The organism is Rhodococcus sp. T7, assembly GCF_009872365.1.
GTDB lineage: Bacteria > Actinomycetota > Actinomycetes > Mycobacteriales > Mycobacteriaceae > Rhodococcus_F.
The window spans coordinates 48,892-63,383 of the sequence record NZ_WXYH01000077.1; the positions used below are offsets into that span (position 1 = coordinate 48,892).

Annotated in this window: 14 protein-coding genes; 5 read left to right on the forward strand and 9 right to left on the reverse strand. The window is 67.7% G+C overall.

Features of this window, described 5'->3' with window-relative positions:
* Positions 1 to 26 precede the first annotated feature (26 nt).
* Complete coding sequence (locus tag MLGJGCBP_RS10220) at positions 27 to 533, forward strand: mycothiol transferase (RefSeq protein WP_160095248.1); 507 nt, start codon at positions 27 to 29, stop codon at positions 531 to 533.
* On the opposite strand, the gene MLGJGCBP_RS10225 is transcribed toward MLGJGCBP_RS10220, so the two are convergent.
* Positions 518 to 1,750 carry an oxygenase MpaB family protein gene (locus MLGJGCBP_RS10225; protein ID WP_160095250.1) on the reverse strand — a complete coding sequence of 411 codons (1,233 nt, stop codon included), beginning with the start codon at positions 1,748 to 1,750 and terminating at the stop codon, positions 518 to 520. The two genes, MLGJGCBP_RS10220 and MLGJGCBP_RS10225, sit on opposite strands and share 16 nt — an antisense overlap.
* Positions 1,751 to 1,865: 115 nt before the next feature.
* Here MLGJGCBP_RS10225 and MLGJGCBP_RS10230 point away from each other — a divergent pair, with 115 nt between their 5' ends.
* On the forward strand, positions 1,866 to 2,519 hold the full coding sequence (locus MLGJGCBP_RS10230) for a TetR/AcrR family transcriptional regulator (RefSeq protein ID WP_236581018.1): 654 nt from the start codon (positions 1,866 to 1,868) through the stop codon (positions 2,517 to 2,519).
* A 99-nt stretch (positions 2,520 to 2,618) separates the two neighbouring features.
* On the opposite strand, the gene MLGJGCBP_RS10235 is transcribed toward MLGJGCBP_RS10230, so the two are convergent.
* The 4 genes from MLGJGCBP_RS10235 to MLGJGCBP_RS10250 all read right to left on the reverse strand — a co-directional run bounded on the left by MLGJGCBP_RS10235 (position 2,619) and on the right by MLGJGCBP_RS10250 (position 7,377).
* Positions 2,619 to 4,928, reverse strand: a complete 2,310-nt coding sequence (locus tag MLGJGCBP_RS10235) for a serine/threonine-protein kinase (protein ID WP_160095252.1) — start codon at positions 4,926 to 4,928, stop codon at positions 2,619 to 2,621.
* A gap of 152 nt (positions 4,929 to 5,080) precedes the next feature.
* The gene (locus tag MLGJGCBP_RS10240; protein ID WP_160095254.1) at positions 5,081 to 5,647 is read right to left on the reverse strand and encodes a zeta toxin family protein; all 567 of its coding nucleotides are present in this window, start codon (positions 5,645 to 5,647) and stop codon (positions 5,081 to 5,083) included.
* The gene (locus MLGJGCBP_RS10245; RefSeq protein WP_160095256.1) at positions 5,644 to 6,021 is read right to left on the reverse strand and encodes a TA system antitoxin ParD family protein; all 378 of its coding nucleotides are present in this window, start codon (positions 6,019 to 6,021) and stop codon (positions 5,644 to 5,646) included. Before MLGJGCBP_RS10245 ends, MLGJGCBP_RS10240 begins: the two co-directional genes overlap by 4 nt.
* A gap of 75 nt (positions 6,022 to 6,096) precedes the next feature.
* Positions 6,097 to 7,377 carry a glycosyltransferase 87 family protein gene (locus MLGJGCBP_RS10250; RefSeq protein ID WP_160095258.1) on the reverse strand — a complete coding sequence of 427 codons (1,281 nt, stop codon included), beginning with the start codon at positions 7,375 to 7,377 and terminating at the stop codon, positions 6,097 to 6,099.
* A 171-nt stretch (positions 7,378 to 7,548) separates the two neighbouring features.
* On the opposite strand from MLGJGCBP_RS10250, the gene MLGJGCBP_RS10255 reads away from it, so the two are divergent.
* Both MLGJGCBP_RS10255 and MLGJGCBP_RS10260 read left to right on the forward strand, forming a co-directional pair.
* On the forward strand, positions 7,549 to 7,881 hold the full coding sequence (locus MLGJGCBP_RS10255; protein WP_160095260.1) for an ArsR/SmtB family transcription factor: 333 nt from the start codon (positions 7,549 to 7,551) through the stop codon (positions 7,879 to 7,881).
* Complete coding sequence (locus MLGJGCBP_RS10260; protein ID WP_087556185.1) at positions 7,878 to 8,366, forward strand: SRPBCC family protein; 489 nt, start codon at positions 7,878 to 7,880, stop codon at positions 8,364 to 8,366. The genes MLGJGCBP_RS10255 and MLGJGCBP_RS10260 overlap by 4 nt, the downstream gene beginning before the upstream one ends.
* A gap of 8 nt (positions 8,367 to 8,374) precedes the next feature.
* Here MLGJGCBP_RS10260 and MLGJGCBP_RS10265 read toward each other — a convergent pair whose 3' ends face one another.
* The 4 genes from MLGJGCBP_RS10265 to MLGJGCBP_RS10280 all read right to left on the reverse strand — a co-directional run bounded on the left by MLGJGCBP_RS10265 (position 8,375) and on the right by MLGJGCBP_RS10280 (position 13,079).
* On the reverse strand, positions 8,375 to 9,544 hold the full coding sequence (locus tag MLGJGCBP_RS10265; protein WP_160095262.1) for an NADH:flavin oxidoreductase: 1,170 nt from the start codon (positions 9,542 to 9,544) through the stop codon (positions 8,375 to 8,377).
* 137 nt (positions 9,545 to 9,681) lie between these two features.
* The gene (locus tag MLGJGCBP_RS10270; protein WP_160095264.1) at positions 9,682 to 11,103 is read right to left on the reverse strand and encodes an amino acid permease; all 1,422 of its coding nucleotides are present in this window, start codon (positions 11,101 to 11,103) and stop codon (positions 9,682 to 9,684) included.
* A 16-nt stretch (positions 11,104 to 11,119) separates the two neighbouring features.
* Positions 11,120 to 12,346: a Glu/Leu/Phe/Val dehydrogenase dimerization domain-containing protein gene (locus MLGJGCBP_RS10275; protein ID WP_160095266.1), complete on the reverse strand. Its 1,227-nt coding sequence runs from the start codon at positions 12,344 to 12,346 to the stop codon at positions 11,120 to 11,122.
* A 205-nt stretch (positions 12,347 to 12,551) separates the two neighbouring features.
* Positions 12,552 to 13,079: an Lrp/AsnC family transcriptional regulator gene (locus MLGJGCBP_RS10280; RefSeq protein WP_160095268.1), complete on the reverse strand. Its 528-nt coding sequence runs from the start codon at positions 13,077 to 13,079 to the stop codon at positions 12,552 to 12,554.
* Positions 13,080 to 13,260: 181 nt separating this feature from the next.
* Between MLGJGCBP_RS10280 and hppD the strand changes: the two genes are divergently transcribed.
* Positions 13,261 to 14,466, forward strand: a complete 1,206-nt coding sequence (gene hppD / locus MLGJGCBP_RS10285; protein ID WP_160095270.1) for a 4-hydroxyphenylpyruvate dioxygenase — start codon at positions 13,261 to 13,263, stop codon at positions 14,464 to 14,466.
* Positions 14,467 to 14,492: the final 26 nt, after the last annotated feature.

Sequence of the window (14,492 nt, forward strand, 5' to 3'; positions counted from 1 at the left end):
GATGTGCACACGACGAAAGGAAGATCGTGGACCATAGCGCGCTGTTGACCGACGCCTTCGATCGCATTCAGGAGACCGTGCATTCGACGCTGGCCGATCTGCCCGCCGATGCCCTCACGTTCCGGGTGGACGCGGACGCGAACACCATCGCCTGGCTGATCTGGCATCTCACGCGGGTGCAGGACGATCACGTCGCCGGAGTTGCGGGCACCGAGCAGGTGTGGACGTCCGGCGGGTGGGTGGAGCGATTCGGCCTGCCGTTCCGGGTCGCCGACATCGGGTACGGGCAGTCGTCGGACGAGGTGGCGAAGGTGCGGTCCGGGGCCGACCTGCTGCGGGAGTACCACGACGCCGTGCACGATCGCACGGTCGATTACGTCCAGACGATCGGCACGGACGAACTCGACCGGATCGTCGACGAGAATTGGGATCCGCCGGTCACTCTCGGGGTTCGCTTGGTCAGCGTCGTCTCCGACGATCTTCAGCACGCCGGGCAGGCGGCGTACGTGCGCGGCATCTACGAGCGTCGCTGAGTCCGCGACGGCGTCTCGTTCGCGGCCAGCCACGCCTCCACTCGCCGACGGGACCGCCGGCCGACGCGGTCCCGCATGGCCGGACTCACCCGCGCCGCACCGTGCATCGTCCCGTTCCCGGCGAGTGCCAGCGGAACGAACCAGGCAGGCACGACCGGCAGTCCGAGTTCCTGCATGCCCCTCTTGCCGGAGAACGTCCGCTGAATGCTGAGCAGGCGCTGGCGGTTGAGCCGGCGTCGCAGGGCCTCCGCGCGCGGGTAGTGGAACGTGCCCCACGACTTCTGCAGTGAGTCGGCCAGCACCCGGGAGTTGTCGTCGGGGCCGGGCGCGAACATCCCGATCTGGCACATGTTGCGGCGCCCGGTGTTCTCGTCGTCGACGAGCCAGTGGTCGTCGATGCCCATCAGCCAGCCGATGTACCGCCACAGGTGCATGACGTCGGCGCCCTCGTCGGCGGACACCCACACGCCCAGCGACCGGAGGCCGACGAGGAACGTCGTCGAGAAGAGGGCGAGCGTGCCCGCCTGATCCGACTGGTTGATGGGCATGCCCCAGTCGGACACGTCCCAGTCCTCGTCCTGCAGCAGTGTCAGATTGACGAACGCGTGCATCAGCCGGACGTGGACGGACAATTGCCAGCCGCGGCGGTCGCGGTCCAGGCCGCCAGGCAGGACGCACTCGTACCACCACCGGACGGTCTCGGCGACCCGCTGACCGGCGCCGTCCCCGACGAGCCTGCCGGTGGCCACGAGTTGGCGGGAGGTGGCGGCGCTGCGGTAGCCGTTCATCAGCGAACCGGTCGCGAGGAGGTCGAGTCCGGTCATCCCGCTGCGCAGGCAGACGGCGGCCCCGCGTTCGAGGCGACGGTCGTCGACCCACGACGGCCGGTGGTCCACGGCTTCGAAGAACGCGGCCAGTGGCGGCGCGGGGTCGGGCACACTGCCGATGCCGTCGGACAGTGCCCGGGAGAACTGGGCCATCGTCACGGTCTTGTCGACGAGCACCGCCCGCGCGAGTGCGGCACCGATCTCGTCCTGACTCACGACCGCCCGGGCGTGGAGTTCCCGCTCCGCCGCGGTGGGCGTCGGATCGCCGTGCACGAACCGCGACAGCGTCCGCATCGAGCGGCGACCCCACTCCGAGTCCATATCGAAGCGTCGCGGCGGCGTGAAATCGGAGAAGCCGGGGGCGGATTCCCGAGACTGGGTTTCTGTCATTGTCGAGGTACTCGATTCGGTCGTCGAGAGGGACGTCCTGGTGGCTCAGCCCCCGCTCGAGTTGCTGTGAGTTACAGTTCACTCCACCGGATCGGACGGGTACAAGTCGCATTGCGTGACAGATCGGGAAGGCTACGCGAATGGGCACTGGCCAGCGGAGAAAGACCCCTCCCAGCAGCGCTCGCAGGCGACGGTCGCACGCATCCTGTCGGCAACTGGTCAGGTTTTGCGCGCGAAGGGGTACACCGGTTGCAGCACGAATGCCATCGCGGACGCGGCAGGCATCTCGAAAGGATCGGTGTATCAGTACTTCGCGAACAAGGACGAGATCATCGACGTCCTGATGGACAAGATCATGGAGGAAACCACGGCCGCGTTCGGGGCGCAGCTCGAGCAGTCGGTCGCGGAGGGCACGTTCCTGAAGGACGCGGCCCTGCAGGCTCAATTCCTCGCCGTCCTGGACGAGTATCGCGACGTCCTCGGTTCGCTGCTCAACGATGCCCCGCATCTGTCGCTGACGGCGCACCGTTCGGTCCGGATCGAGGAACGCTGCCGCGACCTGTTGCGTACGTATGTGACGTTGAATCCGTCCGCCATCGGTCCGGGTGTGGACCTCGAAGCGCTGCTCGTGGTGCTCACCGTCAGCTACCGGGAGGTGGGTCTGGAGTACCTCCGCCGGGACCTGCGCGGCCGACGAAACCAGCTGGCCACGGCCCTGTACGACATGACGATGGGCGGTCTCGCGGGGACCGCGACACGCGGGGTGTAACGCGGAGGGGGCTTCGGGAGAAATACCTGTTGAGCCCATGGTGCTGTCGGACCCCGACCCGGCAGCACCAGGGGCCTTCTCTTTTCCGCCCGGCCGCTCCTACCGACGCCGCCGGGTCGGAGATCCCGGCACCTCCAGCGACACGACCCGCGCGAGTGCGCGCAGGTCGCTCTCGATCCTTCGAAACAACTGGTACACGGCGATGAAGGCGAAGATGCCGCCCAGGCACAGCGCGCGAACCGTCGCGTTGACGGCGTCGCCGGTGCTTCCGCCGACGAAGCTGAGCCCGGCGACCCCGATCAGCGGGACGGCCGCGGCGACGGCGAGGTACCGCGGCATGCTTCGGCCGAGGGCCTGGATGTTGCGGCCGTCGCTTCCGCGCAACTCGCCGTGCGACAGCAGGATCGGGCAGAGGCACCGCACCGCGTAGAAGGTGAGGATGAAGAACGGGTAGGCGAGGGCGACCGCCCCGCACACCGCAAGGGACGCGAGGAGTTGCGTGTACGCGCGCAACGGGATGCCGCCGGCCGTGAGTTCCAGGGCGATTGGGTAGGCGACCCCGGCGACGACCCACAGCCCGAAGCTGACCACCACCGCCCGATGTCCGAGCGCCAGCGTCGTGGCTCGTGCCTTCTCCAGCACCTCCGAACTGTAGGTTCGGCCGTTGCGGAGACCGCGCGGCACCGTCAGGGACAGCCGACACCAGTAGACGATGAGAACCGCGCCCAGCGGAAACGCGATCCCGCCGATCACCAGGTGCACGAATTCGAGATCCTGCTGCGCCTCGTTGGGCAGCGTCGCGATGATGAGCACCTTGTTGTAGTAGTAGTTGTATCCCGCAGCCAGCAGGTTCGGGATGCCGACCGCGGCGAGCACGATGGGCAGCGCCCACCGCCACATCGTCGACCGGATGCTTCCCGGTGCCGGGTCGACGAGATCGCGGGCGTGCGGGTCGAGGCACAGCGCGAACTGACGCGTCAGCTTCCGGCCACTCGACCACCGGTCGTCCCGGTCGGGGGCGAGCGACTTCACCAGGATCCGCCGCATCGCGGCCGGACAGTCCTCGGGGAGCGCGGACCGCTCAGGGTCGACTCCCCGGCGCCGCGATTCGAGAAGTACCTGCGGCGACGGCGTCGATGCGGTCCCGTCGTCGTCCGGGAACGGCCGCGCCCCGGTCAGCAGTTCCCACAGCATGACCCCCAGCGCGAAGATGTCGCTGCGGGTGTCGAGGTCGGAGGCGGTCCGGCGGGTGTCAGGGTCGATCACCTCCAACTGTTCGGGCGACATGTAGGCAACGGAGCCGCCGATGAATCCTCCGGCACCGCGGTTCTCGACGCTGTCGCTCGAGCTGACGTTGAAATCGGCCAGCTTCGGGATGCCCTCCAGACCCAGCAGCACGTTCGCCGGTTTGATGTCGCGGTGCAGGACGCCGTGCGCCCGCGCGTAGTCGAGTGCGTCGGCGAGCCGCAGGCCGATCCACGCGACGGTCTCCGGCCACGACAGCGCGGCGATCTCGTCCCGCACACTCGAGTACTCGGGCCGGATCTCGCCCCGCGCCTCGAGGACACGGTCCACCGAATCGAGCAGCAACTGTCCGGAGCGCTGCTCGGGTGGGGTCTTGCGGACCAGCCGCACCACGTCGAGGAGCGTGCCGCCGGGGACGTACTCCATGAACAGCACCCGCAGACGGCGATCCTCCAGCACCCGCTGGTCGTAGACGCGGACGATGTACGGGTGGTCGAGCTGCGCGAGGGTCTGCGGTTCGTTGCCGATGTTGCGGGAGATCTTCAGCGCCACCCACCGCTGCATCGACCGCTGCCGGGCGAGGAACACCCGCGCGAACGCGCCGTGGCCCAGTTCCATCATCAGATCGAAATCGTCGAGGCGCCCGCCGACGTCGAAGTCGTCGTCCGGGCCAAGTGTCGCGCTCGCCGAGCGCCGGTCCATGCGCCGGTCGTCTTCGAGCAGGGTCTCGAACCGGTCCGCCTGCTGCGGGTACTCGGCGACGTACTCCTCGGGGTCGACGTCGGCGCCGCTCCGACTGCGGACCCGGTACTCCAGATACACGAGTTCCGGTGGTAGCGGTTCGGCCAGCAACTCCGGGAATTCGAGGCAGTACTCCGAGATGCGTTTCGGGCAGCCCGACCGCAGCCACCGGTACTCGAGATCCACCTTGATCAACTCGATCAGAGCCGCCCGCCGGATCGCGGCGGTGTCGGGCAGGTACTCGGTGAGCTCGGCCGGCGAACCCGACGATTCCCAATCCGCGACGAGGCGTTCGACGCCACTGTCGACGACGAACACCGGTTCGGCGCCCGACGTCGTCGACGGCGGCAGCTGGGTTTCCTCGCCCACTTCGGTGGGCGGCCCAGTCGCGACCGTCGAATCACTCGGCGGGCGCTCGGTCATGACGGTTCGATTCCGGGGTGCAGAGTCCAGGCGGTGCAGGGCGTGCACTTGCCAGGGTATTCCGGACGGCGCGTCGAGGGGTGCGGAAATGCGGCGCCGTCGAGGGCCTGTCCGGTGTGCCGGCAGGGTGGGTTTCCCGGTCGACACGTGGGTCAGGTAGTCAGTTCCTCCGGAGACCATGCAGGCCAATTGATTTCACCGGTCGGATCTCCGTCGACGTACCGTGCGACGATCCGCGTGACGTCGGGAGCTGTGTTGTCGTACACGGTCGCCTGGTCGGCGCGGTCGATCGCGGCGGCTACCAGCGGCCACAGTCTCTTGTATCGTTCGCGTATCTTCTCCTCGGGTACCCCATGCCCACCCTCGAGGACCCGTTCGGCGACACGGGCGACCGACAACTCGACCGGTACGAGGATCGCGTGTAGCACGACGACGTATCCGGCTCGGCGAGCCCGGTCGATCAATTCGAGTTTCGATGGGTGCGAGAACACCGTCTCGGCGATGAACGACTCGCCCTGCTCGATCAGCGCGTCTCGGATCGTCGCCGCGATACGTGCGGCCTCGTACGAGTGTTTTTCGGCGCTGTCGGGCCAACGCTCCTTGGCGATCACGTCGGCATCGACGCACACGCTGCCCGGGAGCAGCGGTGCAAGTCGCTGTTCAACGAAGGTCGACTTGCCGGCACCGTTGGGCCCGACGACGAGATCGAGGCGCCTCACAAAAGGATCTGCGTGCCGTCAGGGAGGTGCTTGACGACGCGGCCCTGCTCGTCGAGAGCGATCGTCGCTCGGCCCTGGGCGGCGCGGTCGGCGACGTGGTTGCCCGTGGCCAGCGATTCTTCGAGTGCCACCGAGATCTCGGCATTGAACACGACGCCCTCCTCGGCGGACAGTTCGCTCAGCGGCACCCGCCCAGTGAGGGCGGCCTCGACGCGCCGACGTGCCACATGACGCTGGTTCGACACTTCGCGGCCCACGCGGGCCCAGTGTTCGAGTTGCTGGCGGGCGGAGCGATTCTCCCGCTCACCTTCGGTGGCAGCGGCGTCGACGAGCTCGGATGAGAACCTGGTCACCTTGTCAGCGACGTTCTTCATGATTCCTCCTCGAGGCGCCGTACCACCACCGGTGTCAAGCGTAGCAATTTGCTACAAAATCCGGAACAGTGCTGCTCACGCAGACTTGCGGAAGCTGGGCAGAACGGCCTCGTCCGGCGCCGCCGGATAGGTCACGACCGAGGTGAGGATCGGGCGATTCCGGGTGCGCCGGGTGACCATCCGGATCGCCGAGACGAGCACCGGGACGTACACGAGCACGAAGATGTTCTGCAGCACGAACGCGACCGGCCACGACGGCGGAAACAGGAACAGTCCGACGACGGCGAAGTCCGGGCTCCACCAGTACGGCCACGCGGCCGTCGACGCGAACAGCGCGGCGCACACGAACCACCACCGTCTGCTGTCCGAGACTGCGCGGTGCATCAGGTAGACCATCAGCGGCACCAGCCACACCCAGTGATGGCTCCACGAAAACGGCGACACCACCGCCGCGGTGAGCCCGCCGAGCACCACCGACAGCAACCGTTCGCCGCGTTCGTAGAGGCGCACCGACACGACGAGGCCGACGACGGTGACGGCTCCCGCGAGGATCAGCCACAGCCACGGCGGCACCTGCCCGTCCGTGAGCCGGGCCAGCGTTCCCCGCAACGATTGATTGGACGGATGCGCGTCGTCGGCGATCCGGGTGGAGTCGAAGAACGTGCTGGTCCAGTACCGGCGGGAGTCGTTAGGAACGATCACCCAGGCGAGCGCCACCGTGCCCGCGAAGACGGACGTCGCGACTGCGGCGGCCCGCCATTGCCGCAGGGCGAGGAGTTGGATGACGAAGAAGCCGGGGGTCAGTTTGACGGCCGCGCCCAGCCCGATCCCCACCCCGCGCAGCACGCTCCGCTCCGGGCGGGAGAAGTCCCAGAGCACCCACAGCATCAGCACCAGGTTGATCTGGCCGTAGAACAGCGTCGTCCGCACCGGTTCGACGAAGGTGCAGGTGACCGCCGTCAGCGCGGTGACCAGCAGCAGGTGCGGGGTGATCCGGTACCCGAGGATGCGCCAGCACAGGAGTACGCAGCACGCCAGTACGCCCAGGTTGAACGCCATCCACAGGTTGTCGACGTACGCGCCGGGTATGCGTTCGAGCGGTACGAACGCGATCGCGGAGAACGGCGTGTAGGTGTAGAGCAACCCCAGCGCGACGGGTCCGCTGTACAGGGGCAGGCCGTGCAGCACCCGCCAGCCGCCGTCGCGGTAGACGTGCAGATCGGCGCCACCGGCGAACAGCCCGACCTTCGGCGTCCACGGGTCGACGGTGCCGAGCAATGCCACGACGGCCACCGTCGCGCACACTGCGAGCACCCCCACGATCGCGGGACGGCGAGGAAAAACGCGTGATTCCATCCCGCCCCCTCGGTGTGCGGACGTGTGCCGACGGGTTCGACGCTAACGGCGCCCGCGAGATACCCAGGGCGGCGGCAGGCGTGTCGTCCGCATTCGTTATCGATCCGTACCGGCGCCGAGACACCGCGAAAAGCGTTGACGGAGCATCGCACACGTGCAACACTGAACTTGATGGTTCAGTATTCGGCTCTCGACGCCACGTTCGCCGCACTGGCAGACCCCACACGGCGGGGGATCCTCCGCCGGCTCGGCGAGGGCGCCTGCTCGATCAGCGACCTCGCCGAACTCTTCGAGATGACGCTCACCGGCATCAAGAAGCACGTGGGACTGCTCGAAGACGCGGGGATGGTCGTGACCGAGAAACGTGGCCGGGTGCGGTACTGCATGTTGGGGACCAATTCCCTCGAACGTGAGGTGGCCTGGATCCGCGACTACCAACTGTCGCTCGAAGGGCGCCTGAACCGTCTGGACGAATTCCTCAACCGAACGGAAGGCACGTCATGAGCACCTCGCAGACTCCCGCGACCTCCACCGTCTCGACGCCGACGGACCGGGAAATCCACGTCGAACGCGTCTTCAACGCCCCACGCGACCGTGTGTGGGCGGCCTTCACGAAACCGGAACTGCTCGCCCAGTGGTGGGGCCGCGGAAACGAACTCGACGTCGAACGCTGGGAATTCGAGCGCGGCGGGCACTGGCGCTTCGTCGAACACGCGGACGGCGACTCGCACGGATTCGAGGGCCGGTTCCGGGAGATCGCTCCGGAAGAGCGCTTGGTGTACACGTTCGAATGGGACGGCATGCCCGGTCACGTCATCGTCGAGAACAACACCTACACCGACCTCGGCGACGGACGCACCAAACTGTCCGTCGTCAGCCAGTTCCACACCCCCGAGGAGCGCGACGGCATGCTGCAGTCCGGCATGGAAAGCGGCATGAACGAAAGCTACGCGGCGCTGGATGCAGTTCTGGCGCAGACGAGCTGGTAGTTCGCCGGCTATTCGACGAGCACGCAGCGGGCTCCGCTGAAGATGGTGGGCATGCATTTGTTGCAGTGGATGCACAGCGACCGGGTGCCGGATTCGGACCGGATGCGGTTCACCAGGTCGGGTTCGCGGAGCAGGGCCCGGGCCATGGCGACGAATTCGAAGCCCTCCGCCATGGCGGTGTTCATCCCCGCCCGGTCGGTGACTCCGCCGAGCAGGACGAGCGGCAGCGTCACCGCCGCGCGGATCTGGCGGGCGTGCTCGAGCATGAACAGGTCGCGGTAGGGGTATGCGTGGATCATCGACTTCCCGACCAACTGGACGCCGAGACGGACCGGTTGCGGCATGGCGGCGGCGAACTCGCGGACCGGCGCGTCGCCCTTGAACAGATACATCGGATTGAGAAGTGAACTGCCCATGGTGAGTTCGAGGGCGTCGACACTGCCGTCGAGCTCGAGCAACCGGGCCACCTGGATGGCCTCGTCGAGCCAGAAGCCGCCGGGGACGCCGTCGTCCATGTTGAGTTTGGCGAGGATCGCGACCCGGCCGCCGACGGCGTCGCGCACGGTGCGGGCGACGTCGCGCACCACCCGGGCCCGGTTCTCGAGTGATCCGCCGTAGGAATCTTTGCGACGGTTCAGTTTCGGGCTGAGAAACGAACTGGCGAAGTAGTTGTGGCCGAAGTGGATTTCGACCGCGTCGAAGCCGGACTCGACCGCCAGCCGTGCCGCGGTGCCGTGGGCGGCGGTGATCCTGCCGATGTCGGCGGCCGTGGCGCTGCGGATCATCCGCATGCTCAGCGGATTGAAGGACCGCGAGGGCGCGAGCGCGGGTAATCCGGTGGACTTCTCGTTGGCGACGGGTCCGGCGTGGCCGAGTTGGGCGGACGCGGCGGCACCCTCGGCGTGGATGGCGTCGGTCAGTCTGCGCAGCCCGGGTACCGCGTCCGGGCGCATCCACAACTGCCCGCGTTCGGTGCGGCCCTCGGGGGCGACTGCGCAGTAGGCCACCGTCGACATCCCGACGCCGCCGGCCGCGGGTCGGCGGTGGAACTCGATCAGTTCGTCGGTGACCAGGGCGTCGGGTGTGCGGCCCTCGAACGTGGCGGACTTGATGATCCGGTTCCGTAACGTGATGGGGCCCAACGCGGCCGGAGCGAAAACGTCTGGATGTGCGGTCATTCCCCGGCCCTTCGTCGTGTGCGCTCGACGGTAGGTCACGGGGCGGTTCGACGACCGGAAGGTGTCCGCTCAGCGGGAGACGCCACCGCGGACCCACGGACGACCCCTCGACGTCCGTGAGACCGCGGAGCGACTTCTCAGCCGACGGTCTCGGGTGTCTTCTCCGGCTCGGCACCGGTAGTCGCGCCGCGTTGCCTACGTCCGAGCACCCAGCAGGCCAGCGTGATCGCGCACGTGAACGCCAGTGTCGCGAACAGCTGGTTGCGCGCCGCGTCGTCGAACAGGGCGAGCACCGCGACCGCGGCCAGCAGCGCGAGGGCGACGTACGACAGGTACGGGAAACCCCACATCTTCAGCGGCAGATCCGTCCGGCCCGACTTCTCGGCGCGCCGCCGCAACACGATCTGCGAGACGGTGACGAACGTCCACAACACCAGGATCGTCGAACCCACCGCATTGAGCAGCAGCGGAAGAACACGATCGGGGGCGAGGTAGTTGAGGACGACGGTGACGAAACCGAACGCCACCGACGCCAGCACCGCCACGCGGGGAACGCCGTTGCCCGACACCCGGCCGAACACCTTCGCGGCGGCGCCCCGCTCGGACAGCGAGTAGATCATCCGGGAACCACTGAACAGCATCGCGTTCAGCGACGACAGCAGCGCGATGACCACGACGACGGTCATGACGGCGCCGGCGCCCGGCACGTGTGCGGCGTTCAGGACCGCGACGAACGGACCCGTCGCGAGTTCGCCCGCGGTCCACGGCAGCACCGTCACCATGATCAGGACGGAACCGATGTAGAACACCAGGATCCGCCACACAATGGACTGCACCGCGCGGCTCACGTTGCGCCGTGGCTCCGACGTCTCGGCGGCCGCGATGGCCATCACCTCGGTGCCGCCGAACGCGAAGACGACGATCAGCAGGCCCGCGGCGATGCCGGTGACACCGGTGGGGGCGAACCCGCCGTGGCCGGTGAGGTTCGACAGACCCGGGGTGCCGAAACTCGGGATCCAGCCGAGGATCATTGCGCAGCCGACCGCCAGGAACGCGACGATCGCCACGATCTTCAATGCGGCGAACCAGAATTCGAACTCACCGAAGCGGGAGACACCCGCCAGGTTCACCGCGGTCAGCACACTCATATACGCCAGGGCCGCCACCCATTGCGGCACCGCCGGTATGGATGCGGCGGTGATCGCCGCCGCCGCGGTCGCTTCCGCGGCGACCACGATGACGACCTGCACCCAGTAGAGCCAGCCGATGGTCCGGCCGGCGATCGGGCCCATCGCCTTCTCGGCGTGGACGGAGAACGCACCGCTGTCGGGGTCGGCGGCCACCATCTCGCCCATCATCCGCATCACGAGGACGACGAGGAACCCGGCGATGAGGAACGAGACGAGGACGGCGGGCCCGGCGACGGCGATGCCCGCGCCGGAACCGACGAACAGTCCGGCACCGATCGCACCGCCCAGGCTCATCATCACCAGCTGACGCGGCTTCATCGCCTGCTGCAGGCGCGTGGTGGACGCCGGTGGGTCGTGAACTGTGTTCATGGGATCTCCCGTGCCGTCAGACGAGCTGATCGAGTGCGATCTCGAACGCGGTACCGGCGATTCCGGTCGGCTGCGACGAACGGGCGAAGCAGCGCTCGAGCGCCGTCGCCACGGTGGCGGAGACGTCACCGAAGATCGCCTCGTCCGACACCTCGATGTCGCCCTCCATCAGCAGCGCGAACGCCCGGGCCATGCCGCAGTTGGCGATGAAGTCGGGGACGACGGCGACGCTCTTGTCGGCGTACTCGTAGGTGGGGCCGTAGAAGATCTCGTCGTCCGCGAACGGGACGTTGGCGCCGCTCGCGACCACCTCGAGGCCGCCCGCGATCAACCGGTCGACCTGCTCGCGGGTCACCAGACGCGACGCGGCGCAGGGCAGGAAGATCTCGGCGCCGGAACCCCAGATCGTCCCGTCGATCTCCTCGAACGGCACCATGCCGGGGGCGCGGAGTTCGTTGCCCTCCTTCGCCAGGAACAGCGCAAGGATCTGCTCGAAGTCGTAGCCGTCGGTGTTCGACAGCCCGCCGTTCCGGTCGAGGATCCCGACGATCCTGGCACCCGACTGCGCCAGGTAGTACGCGGCCGCGGCGCCGACGTTGCCCCAGCCCTGCATGATGACCCGCTTGCCTGCCAGTTCGCCGCCGTAGACGCGGTAGTAGTGCCGCACCGATTCGGCGACACCCCAGCCGGTGATCAGGTCGGACACCGTGTACTTGGCCTGCGGATCGGGCGTGAACCGCGCATCCTCGACAACCTTGGCGACACCCAGTCGCAGCTGCCCGACCCGCTGCACCCGCTCCCGGTCGCTGGCCGCGAAGTGCCCGTTGACGACGCCTTCCTGCGGATGCCACAGCCCGTAGCTCTCGGTGATCGGCACGACCTCGGCCATCTCGTCGACGTTCAGGTCGCCGCCGGTGCCGTAGTACGACTTGAGCAGCGGGGTCACGGCCTTGAACCAGCGGCGCAGCACCTCGTCCTTGCGCGGGTCGGTCGGGTCGAAGTCGATGCCCGACTTGGCGCCGCCGATGGCCGGACCCGAGACGGTGAACTTGACCTCCATGGTCTTCGCGAGCGATTCCACCTCGCGCCGATCGAGACCGCGACGCATCCGGGTGCCGCCGCCGGCCGCGCCGCCGCGCAGCGAGTTGATCACCGTCCACCCGCGGGCGGAGGTCTCCGTGTCGTGCCACTCGAAGACGATCTCGGGGGCCTTCTCTTCGAATCGGGTGAGCAGATTCTTCATGGCTTCTCTCGGTTTCTCGACTGCCGGGACCGGGGCGATCCGGTCGGAATCCGACCGGTACCCGCGCTGTTACGGCGATCACTGTGGTGGCCGCCACTCGTGCGCCGCAACCGGGCGGCCGGCAGGTAGCCGCGGTGAACACCACCGAGAAAGAAGTTCCAGAATTTTCTATTCAGTTTGTGCAGTAGAGCCGGTGATCGTGGTGCTAATCCGGTTCCGTGGGCGCCGATCGGTAGGCCGGGGCCTTCGCCGAACGCGGTCGGTCCAGGGTCCGCAGCAGGGGCATCGACCGGTAGGGAACGATCACCGACAGCACCATCACGCTGGTGGACCGGGCGACGACGCTCGACTTGTTCAGATCGATCAGAGTCTGCTGCAGCCCCAGATGGGAACCGGCGGCGACGCGGCACAGGATGTCGCCGGAACCGGTGGTCGCGAAGGCCTCGAGCACGCCGGGGATCGATTCGAGTTCCGAGGTCACGGAGTCGAGTGCGCCCTGCGCGGTCTCCAGTGTGACGAACGCCTGTACGTCGAATCCCGCGGCGGCGATGTCGAGGCGCGGCTCGTACCCGGCGATCACGCCCGACTCCTCCAGTTTGCGTACCCGCGCCTGGACGGTGGCCCGTGCCACCTTGATCCGGCGGGACAGTTCCAGCACGCCGGCCTTCGGGTCGTCGTGCATGGCGTCGAGGAGGGCGAAGTCGAGTTCGTCCAACTGCACAGCGTCCTTCATGGCCAGACCTCTCCGAGCGGATTCAACTAGTCCGACTGTATAAGAAATGTGGCTAGGAGGCAGCCGAAGGTGGCAGTGCGGCTAGGTTCTGCTGGCTCGGTTGCCTACGTGAGCGGTGTGGGTTTTCGTAGTGACCCAGGCAACAGGCCCAGTCCCCGTCCCCCGAACCAGGAAGACACCGATGACGATCGAGCAGACTCTCACCGACAAGGAACGCCTGGCAGGTCTCGACCTCGGCCAGCTCGAACAGCTGGTCGGGCTCGTCGAATACGACGGCACCCGCGACCCGTTCCCGGTCAGCGGCTGGGACGCCGTCGTCTGGGTGGTCGGCAACGCCACCCAGACCGCCCACTACTTCCAGTCCGCATTCGGGATGACCCTCGTCGCCTACTCCGGACCGACCACCGGCAACCGCGACCACCACAGCTTCGTCCTCGAATCCGGCGCCGTCCGCTTCGTCATCAAGGGCGCCGTCGATCCGCGGAGCCCGCTGATCGAGCACCACCGCGCGCACGGCGACGGCGTCGTCGACATCGCCCTCGCCGTCCCCGACGTCGACAAGTGCATCGCCCACGCCCGCGCCCAGGGCGCCACCATCCTGGACGAACCGCACGAGGTGACCGACGAGCACGGCACCGTCCGCCTCGCCGCGATCGCCACCTACGGCGACACCCGCCACACCCTCGTCGACCGCAGCCGCTACACCGGCCCCTACCTGCCCGGCTACCAGGCGCGGACCTCCACCCACACCAAACGTGACGGCGCCCCGAAACGCCTGTTCCAGGCCCTCGACCACGTCGTCGGCAACGTCGAACTCGGCCGGATGGACCACTGGGTCGACTTCTACAACCGGGTCATGGGGTTCACCAACATGGCCGAATTCGTCGGCGAGGACATCGCCACCGACTACTCCGCACTGATGTCGAAGGTCGTCTCCAACGGCAACCACCGCGTCAAGTTCCCCCTCAACGAGCCCGCGGTCGCGAAGAAACGCTCCCAGATCGACGAATACCTCGACTTCTACGGCGGCCCCGGCGCCCAGCACCTGGCCCTGGCCACCAACGACATCCTGACCGCCGTGGACCGGCTCACCGCCGAGGGTGTCGAGTTCCTGGCCACCCCCGACTCCTACTACGAGGACCCCGAACTGCGGGCCCGGATCGGCAACGTCCGCGCCCCGATCGAAGAATTGCAGAAACGCGGCATCCTCGTCGACCGCGACGAGGACGGGTACCTGCTGCAGATCTTCACCAAACCCCTCGTCGACCGGCCCACCGTGTTCTTCGAACTCATCGAACGCCACGGCTCCCTCGGCTTCGGCATCGGCAACTTCAAAGCCCTCTTCGAAGCCATCGAACGCGAACAAGAAGCCCGCGGAAACTTCTGAGCGAGAGCCGATGAGCGGGTGCGGCG